The sequence below is a fragment of the Nocardioides sp. genome (assembly GCF_030655615.1).
Classification (GTDB): domain Bacteria; phylum Actinomycetota; class Actinomycetes; order Propionibacteriales; family Nocardioidaceae; genus Nocardioides.
This window is the reverse complement of record NZ_JAURVJ010000172.1, coordinates 20,832-28,176: the sequence shown is the minus strand read 5'-3', so window position 1 is coordinate 28,176 and position 7,345 is coordinate 20,832. Positions and strand designations below refer to the sequence as shown.

Here is a 7,345-nt window from a genome sequence, read left to right as displayed (position 1 = left end):
GGTCGGCGGGTAAGACGGCGGGCCCGACGGCGGGGGAGTCGACGGTCGCTGGGAGGGCGGCGCCGTGGGGGCCTGCGGAGCGGGTGCTGCGCCGGGCGAGGGACGCACGCCCGTGTGCGGGAAGACGGTCGGGTCCTGCAGGTTGCCGAGCGGGACGGGCCGGTCGGCCCCGGGGAGCTCGGCGGCCGCGAGCAGGGCCGTGCGGAGCGCGTCGGCGTCGGCGTACCGGCCGGCGGGGTCCTTGGCCATGCTGCGCGCGAGGACGTCGTTGACCGCCCGGACGAGCGCGGAGTCGCCGGGCAGGCGGGGGACCGGGTTGTCCTGGTGGGCGAGCGCGATCTGGACGTCGCTGCCCTCGTAGGGCGGGTGGCCGGTCAGCGTCGCCCAGAGCAGGCAGCCGACGGCGTAGATGTCGGAGGAGGCCGACGCGGGCGCGCCGCGGCCGTTCTCGGGGGCGAGATAGCTCCACGTGCCGGCGACCGACCCGGGCCGGGTGAGGCCGTCGTTGCCGGAGCGGGCGATCCCGAAGTCGCAGAGATAGACGTGGGGCTCGGTGGCGTCGGCGTCGCGGACGAGCACGTTGGTCGGCTTGACGTCGCGGTGCACGATCCCGGCCCGGTGGGCGTCGTCGAGGGCGTCGGCGACCTGGGCGCAGACGGCCAGCGCGTCGGCGGGGGCCATCGGACCGCGTTCGTGGAGGTAGGCGCCGAGGTCGCCGCCGGCGACGAACTGGGTGGCGATGTAGGGGCAGTCGTCCTGGGTGCCGTAGTCGTAGATCGCGATCACGTGCGGCGAGGCGAGGCGAGCGAGCGTGGCCGCCTCGCGCTCGAACCGCAGCCGGAACTCCTCGGCGCCGCCGAGCTCCATCGCGACGACCTTGAGGGCGACCCGGCGCCCGAGGCCGGTGTCGGTCGCGCCGAGCACGACGCCCATGCCGCCACGGCCGATGACGTCGTCGATGCGGTAGCGGCCGAAGACCTGACCGACCTGGGGGAGTGCCACGGACCGTCCTTACCCCGAACATCGGCGGTCGACCCTCCTGGCGGGGCCGACCGCGCGACATTCTGCCTGAGCGGGGCCGGGAACGAGGGAGCACTACGCTCGTGGCCCGTGAAGACCCTCGTCATCGGCACCGGCGGCCGCGAGCACGCGCTGGCCCGGGCGCTCTCCCTGGACCCGGCGGTCACCGAGGTGCACTGCGCTCCGGGCAACCCCGGGATCGCCGCCGTCGCCACGCTGCACGACGTCGACCCGCTCGACGGCGAGGCCGTGGCCGCGCTCGCCGACGTGCTCGGGGTCGACCTCGTGGTGGTCGGTCCGGAGGCGCCGCTCGTGGCCGGCGTGGCCGACGCGATCACCGTGCGCGGCATCCCGGTTTTCGGGCCGAGCGGGGCCGCCGCCCGGCTCGAGGGGTCGAAGGCTTTCGCCAAGGAGGTGATGGCCGCGGCCGGCGTACCCACCGCCGCGGCCCGCGTCTGCACCACGCCCGAGGAGGCGGCCGCCGCGCTCGACGAGCTCGGGGCGCCCTACGTCGTCAAGGACGACGGGCTCGCGGCTGGCAAGGGCGTGGTGGTCACCGACTCGCGCGACGAGGCGCTGGCTCACGCCGCCGGCTGCGAGCGGGTGGTGATCGAGGAGTTCCTCGACGGTCCCGAGGTGTCGCTCTTCGCGATCACCGACGGGCGCACGGTCTATCCCCTGCAGCCGGCGCAGGACTTCAAGCGCATCGGCGACGGCGACGTGGGCCCCAACACCGGCGGCATGGGCGCCTACACCCCGCTGCCCTGGGCTCCGGCCGACCTCGTCGTCGAGGTGCTGCGCGACGTCCTGCAGCCCACCGTCGACGAGATGGCCCGTCGTGGCACCCCGTTCGCGGGGCTGCTCTACGCCGGGCTCGCCCTCACCTCGCGCGGCCTCAAGGTGGTGGAGTTCAACGCCCGCTTCGGCGACCCGGAGACCCAGCCCCTGCTCGCCCTGCTCGACGCACCGCTGCTGCCGCTGCTCCTCGGCGCCGCGACCGGCACCCTCGCCGACGTGCCGCCGCCCGCGTGGAAGCCCGGCGCCGCCGTCGGCGTCGTGATGGCCTCGGCCGGCTACCCCGCGACCTCGTCGGCGGGCGACGTGATCACGGGCGTGGCCGCCGCCGAGTCGCTCGACCACGTCCACGTCATCCAGGCCGGCACAGCCCTGTCGGCGGGCGACCTCGTCACCGCTGGGGGCCGGGTGCTCGCCGTCGTCGCGACCGGCGGGTCGCTCGCGGAGGCCCGCGCGGCGGCGTACGGCGGCGTGGCCGCGATCTCGTTCGACGGCGCCCAGCACCGCACCGACATCGCCGCCGGGCGGTGACGTGACCCGGTTCGAGGTCGGCAGCAGCCTCGTCAAGCGCGAGGTCTGGGACGGCCGCGTCTGGCTGAGCCTCCCGGTCACGGTGCTCGCCGACGACGGCACGGTGCTCGCAGTCACGCTCGAGGACGGGGCGGCGTTCACCTTCGACGACGAGGAGCCGGTGCACCCGTGGTCCGGCCGCACCCGTGGACCGGACCGACCGTGCTCCAGCTGTGGCGGCCCGACGACTGGTGCTCGGTCTGGAAGTTCTTCGAGGACGGCCTCTTCGCCTGCTGGTACGTCAACTTCGAGCGCCCCGTCGTCCGCACCGCCGACGGCATCGACACCGACGACCTCGAGCTCGACCTCGTCGTGACGCCCGACGGTCGCCGTACCTGGAAGGACGTCGAGCACCTGCACGCCCGGCTGGCCGAGGGCCGCTTCGCCCTCGACGACCTCTCCCACGTGCTCGAGGCGGCCGCCGAGGTCACCGACCGGCTCGACCGCGACGACCGCTGGTGGGCTCCCTGGGACGACTGGACGCCGTCGGTCCCGCCAGCACCGTCGGGGTAGTCCCTGACGTAGATCAGGGTTCGAGGGCTCAGAACCTTGATTTACGTCAGGGACTACCGCGCCTGAGAGACTGGGACCCGTGACCGTCCCCAACGTCCTGGCCACCCGCTACGCCGGCGCCGACCTCGCCGAGATCTGGTCGCCCGAGCACAAGATCGTGCTCGAGCGGCAGCTGTGGATCGCGGTGCTCAAGGCCCAGCGCGACCTGGGCGTCGACGTGCCCGATGGTGTCGTCGAGGCCTACGAGGACGTGGTCGGCAAGGTCGACCTCGCCTCGATCGCCGAGCGCGAGCGGGTCACGCGCCACGACGTCAAGGCCCGCATCGAGGAGTTCAGCGCCCTCGCCGGCCACGAGCACGTCCACAAGGGCATGACGTCGCGCGACCTGACCGAGAACGTCGAGCAGCTCCAGGTCAAGCAGTCCCTCACGCTGCTGCGCGACCGGGCCGTGGCCACCCTCGCCCGGCTGGCCCGCCTCGCGGCCGAGCACGAGACCACCGTGATGGCCGGGCGCTCCCACAACGTCGCCGCGCAGGCCACGACCCTCGGCAAGCGCTTCGCGACGATCGCCGACGAGATGCTGATCGGCGTCGAGCGCGTCGAGGAGCTGCTGGCCCGCTACCCGCTGCGCGGCATCAAGGGCCCGATGGGCACCGCCCAGGACATGCTCGACCTCCTCGACGGCGACGAGGCCCGGCTCGACGAGCTCGAGCAGCGCGTGGCCGGTCACCTGGGCTTCGACCGCGTGCTGACCAGCGTCGGCCAGGTCTATCCCCGCAGCCTCGACTTCGACGTGCTCAGTGCGGTGGTCCAGCTCGTCGCCGGTCCCTCCAACCTGGCGACCACGATCCGGCTGATGGCCGGCAACGAGATCGTCACCGAGGGCTTCAAGGAGGGCCAGGTCGGCTCGTCGGCCATGCCCCACAAGATGAACACCCGCTCCTGCGAGCGCGTCAACGGCCTCGCGGTCGTCACCCGCGGCTACCTCTCGATGGTCGGCGAGCTCGCCGGCGACCAGTGGAACGAGGGCGACGTCTCCTGCTCGGTCGTCCGCCGGGTGGCCCTGCCGGACGCGTTCTTTGCCGCCGACGGGCTGTTCCAGACCTTCCTCACGGTGCTCGACGAGTTCGGGGCGTTCCCGGCGGTGATCCAGCGCGAGCTCGACCGCTACCTGCCGTTCCTCGCCACGACCAAGGTGCTGATGGCCGCCGTGCGCAACGGCGTCGGCCGGGAGGCCGCCCACGAGGCGATCAAGGAGGCCGCCGTCGGCACGGCGCTCGCGATGCGTCAGGGCCAGGCCGGCAACGACGTCTTCGCCAAGCTCGCCGCCGACGAGCGGCTCGGCCTCACCTCCGACCAGCTCGCGAGCCTGGTCGCCGACCCGATCACCTTCACCGGCGCCGCGGTCGCCCAGACCCAGGCGGTCTGTCGCCGCGTGGCCGAGGTGGCCGCACGGCTGCCCGACGCGGCGGCGTACTCGCCCGGCGCGATCCTCTAGCCCCGGCCTGGCGCTACCCGAGCCTGGCCAGCAACGCGACCAGCGTCGCTCGCTCGGTCGCGGAGAGCGGGGCCAGCACCTCGACCTGCACCCCCTGCAGCAGGGCGTCGAGGCGCTCGAGCCGGTCGGCGCCGTCGGGCGTCACCGTGACGACGTTGCGGCGGCGGTCCTGGTGGTCGGGCTCGCGGGTGGCGAGGCCGAGGGCCACCAGGTCGTTGACGGTGGCGACGACGTCGCTGCGGTCGATGGCGGTGAGGCGCCCGAGGTCGGCCTGGCTCTGGGGGCCGTGCTCGTCGAGCGCGGCCAGCAGCCGGAAGTGGTAGCCCCGGAGGCCCTCGGCCCCGAAGGCCTCGCCGAGCAGCCGCTGGGCCCGGGCGTGGGCGCGGGAGAGCAGCCAGGTGGGCTGCCCGGCGACCCGCCGCAACGTCGTCATCGCGCCATCGTAGGACTTGTGGGTGCGACCAACGGTCTCTATTGTTGGTGACACCAACGATTCGAGGAGGGGCCATGACGACACCGTTCGGACCGCAGCTGGTCGGAGAGACGGAGAAGACGCTGGGGGCGGTGCTGCGCCGCCACCTGCTCGTCGTACGGCTGAGCGAGCCGGAGTGGGTGACGCTGCGCCTGGCCGACCAGGTCGACGCGACCAGCGCCGACCACCTCGCCACCACCGTCGCCGACCGCGCCCACTTCGAGCAGGCACCGGCGCTTGTGGCCGGCCTCACCGCGCGCGGGCTCCTGGCCGGCGGTCGGCTGACCGCGGAGGGGCGGCGGCTGGCCGACGAGGTGCAGGCCGCGATCGGCACCGACACCCGGAGCATCTGGGAGGGCCTCGACGAGGCCGACGTGGCCGCCGCGACCCGTGTGCTCAACGAGGTGGTCGCCCGCGCGCGGCGCGTGTGACGCTCGGCTCGCGCTTGCCGCTCCGCGGTCGCCGTCCGTCACGATGGAGACCATGACCGCCCCCGTCACCGTCGCCATCACGCGGCACCTGCCGAACGGCCACGAGCCCGAGATGATGAGCTGGCTCAACGCCGGCATCGCCCTGGCCGAGAAGTTCCCCGGGTTCCTGGGCGCGGGCTGGGTGCGCACCGAGGCGGACTCGGAGGAGTGGCACATGCTCTACCGCTTCGCCGACCAGCAGTCGCTGGACCAGTGGGAGCACTCGCCGCAGCGCCAGTGGTGGCGCTCGGCGGCGTCCGGGCTCGGCGTGGTCGAGGCGCGGGTCGAGAAGCGCACCGGCATCGAGGGCTGGTTCGACGTGCCCGCCTCGACCGTCCTCGAGTCCGGCGCCCCGGCGCCGACGCCCCCGCCGCGGTGGAAGCAGGCGTGCACGATCTTCCTCGTGTTCTTCCCGCTCAGCGTGGCGGCCAACTACCTGTCGCGCGAGCTCCTCGCCGACGTCGTGCTGCCGCTGCGGGTGCTGGCGACGGTGCTGGTGATGACGCCGCTGATGACCTACCTGTTCCTGCCGTGGATCACGCGTCGGCTGCAGTGGTGGCTGCAGGGGCAGCCGCCGCCGTGGCGCGCGTGACCAGCGCCGCGACCAGTGCGAGCGAGAGGACGGCGATCGCCGTCAGCAGCGACGCGCGCAGCCCGGCGAGCTGGAACACCGTCACGAGCATCGCCGCGCCGAGGGCCGAGCCCAGCCGCTGACCGGTCTGCACCGCGCCCCCGGCCGCACCACCCATCCGCGGGGGTACGTCGGCCAGCGTCAGCGTCAGGTTGGGCGAGACGACCGCGCCGCCGCCGAGTCCCGCGAGCAGCAGGGCGGGCAGGAGCGCCCACCACAGCTGCCCGTCGGCCCGGCCGGGCACGAGCAGGGCGACCAGGAGCACGCCGGCGCCCATGGTGACCAGGGCGCCGATCGTGAGGGGACGGCCGACCGTCGTCACCACCCGGCCGGCCAGCGGCGACGAGATGGCCGAGCCGACGGCGAAGGGCGTGATGAGGAGACCGGCGTGCAGCGGCGGGAAGCCGCGGTCGTCCTGAAGCCAGACCGACAGCACCAGCAGGACCCCGGTGAACCCGGTGAAGTAGAGCGTGCCGACCGCCAGTCCACCGGCGTACCCCGGCGTGCGACGCAGCAGCGCGACGTCGAGCAACGGTGTCCGGTGCTGGCGGCGCAGCCGGTGCTCCCACCGCACGAACGCGGTCGCGAAGACCGGCACTCCGAGCAGCAGCAGCAGGGGGAGCCGCTGGCCGCCCTCGAGGTTGACGATCGGGTAGAGGAGGCACAGCACGGTGGCCCCGAGCAACAGCGCGCCGGGGACGTCGATGTGCTCGCGCCCGGTCGAGTCCAGGTCACGGCCCGGCACGAGGCGCAGGATCCCGACCAGGGCGACCAGGCCGATCGGCACGTTGACCAGGAAGAGCCAGCGCCAGCCGTCGTCCTCGCCGGCGACCGCGATGATGGCGCCGCCGAGCACGGGTCCCGTGGCCGAGGCGATCGACACGGTCAGTCCGAACATGCCGAACGCTCGACCGCGCTCGGCGCCGCGGAAGAGGACCTGGATCAGCCCGGAGTTCTGCGGCGTGAGCAGCCCGGCCGACGCGCCCTGGGCGAGCCGCGCCAGCACGACCAGCTCAGCCGAGGGCGCGAGGCCGACGGCGGCGCTGGACGCGACGAACAGGCCGAGACCGATGACCATCAGCCGGCGCCGGCCGTAGGCGTCGCCGAGGCGACCGCCCGCGACCAGCGTCAGGCCGAAGGTCAGCGCGTAGCCCGAGACCACCCACTGGATCGTCGACGCCGAGGTGTCGAGGCCGGTGCGCATCGACGGCACCGCGACGTTGACGATCGTGACGTCGAGCAGCGACATGAAGCCGACGACGAGCGAGACCCAGAGGATGCGCCAGCGCCGCGGATCGGGGACGTAGACCTCGTCGGGCCCACTCCCGGTGCCGTGCTCGGTCTCGGTCTCGTCCTGCGGCACCGGCGTTCTGCTC

Annotated in this window: 8 protein-coding genes; 5 read left to right on the top strand and 3 right to left on the bottom strand. The window is 73.8% G+C overall.

Annotation, left to right across the window (positions count from 1 at the left end; translation table 11 throughout):
* On the bottom strand, positions 1-1,002 hold a 1,002-nt coding region (locus Q7T52_RS14235; RefSeq protein WP_304803581.1), incomplete at its 3' end, for a serine/threonine-protein kinase.
* A 108-nt stretch (positions 1,003-1,110) separates the two neighbouring features.
* Between Q7T52_RS14235 and purD the strand changes: the two genes are divergently transcribed.
* From purD to purB, 3 genes are all read left to right on the top strand, one after another.
* Positions 1,111-2,346 (top strand): phosphoribosylamine--glycine ligase, encoded by a 1,236-nt coding sequence (gene purD, locus Q7T52_RS14230; RefSeq protein WP_304803579.1) that lies wholly within the window; start codon positions 1,111-1,113, stop codon positions 2,344-2,346.
* A gap of 168 nt (positions 2,347-2,514) precedes the next feature.
* A complete protein-coding gene (locus Q7T52_RS14225; protein ID WP_304803578.1) occupies positions 2,515-2,898 on the top strand; it encodes a DUF402 domain-containing protein in 384 nt (127 codons plus the stop codon).
* Between the two features lie 79 nt (positions 2,899-2,977).
* A complete protein-coding gene (gene purB, locus Q7T52_RS14220) occupies positions 2,978-4,396 on the top strand; it encodes an adenylosuccinate lyase (RefSeq protein WP_304803576.1) in 1,419 nt (472 codons plus the stop codon).
* A 13-nt stretch (positions 4,397-4,409) separates the two neighbouring features.
* Here the strand turns inward: purB and Q7T52_RS14215 are convergent, their stop codons facing one another.
* Positions 4,410-4,829, bottom strand: coding sequence for a MarR family winged helix-turn-helix transcriptional regulator (locus tag Q7T52_RS14215; protein WP_304803574.1), 420 nt, complete (start codon positions 4,827-4,829; stop codon positions 4,410-4,412).
* Between the two features lie 74 nt (positions 4,830-4,903).
* On the opposite strand from Q7T52_RS14215, the gene Q7T52_RS14210 reads away from it, so the two are divergent.
* Complete coding sequence (locus Q7T52_RS14210) at positions 4,904-5,299, top strand: hypothetical protein (protein ID WP_304803572.1); 396 nt, start codon at positions 4,904-4,906, stop codon at positions 5,297-5,299.
* Positions 5,300-5,351: 52 nt separating this feature from the next.
* Entirely contained in the window at positions 5,352-5,930 is a 579-nt protein-coding gene (locus tag Q7T52_RS14205) for an antibiotic biosynthesis monooxygenase (protein WP_304803571.1), read from the top strand.
* Here Q7T52_RS14205 and Q7T52_RS14200 read toward each other — a convergent pair.
* A complete protein-coding gene (locus Q7T52_RS14200; protein WP_304803569.1) occupies positions 5,875-7,332 on the bottom strand; it encodes an MFS transporter in 1,458 nt (485 codons plus the stop codon). The genes Q7T52_RS14205 and Q7T52_RS14200 overlap by 56 nt on opposite strands.
* Positions 7,333-7,345: the final 13 nt, after the last annotated feature.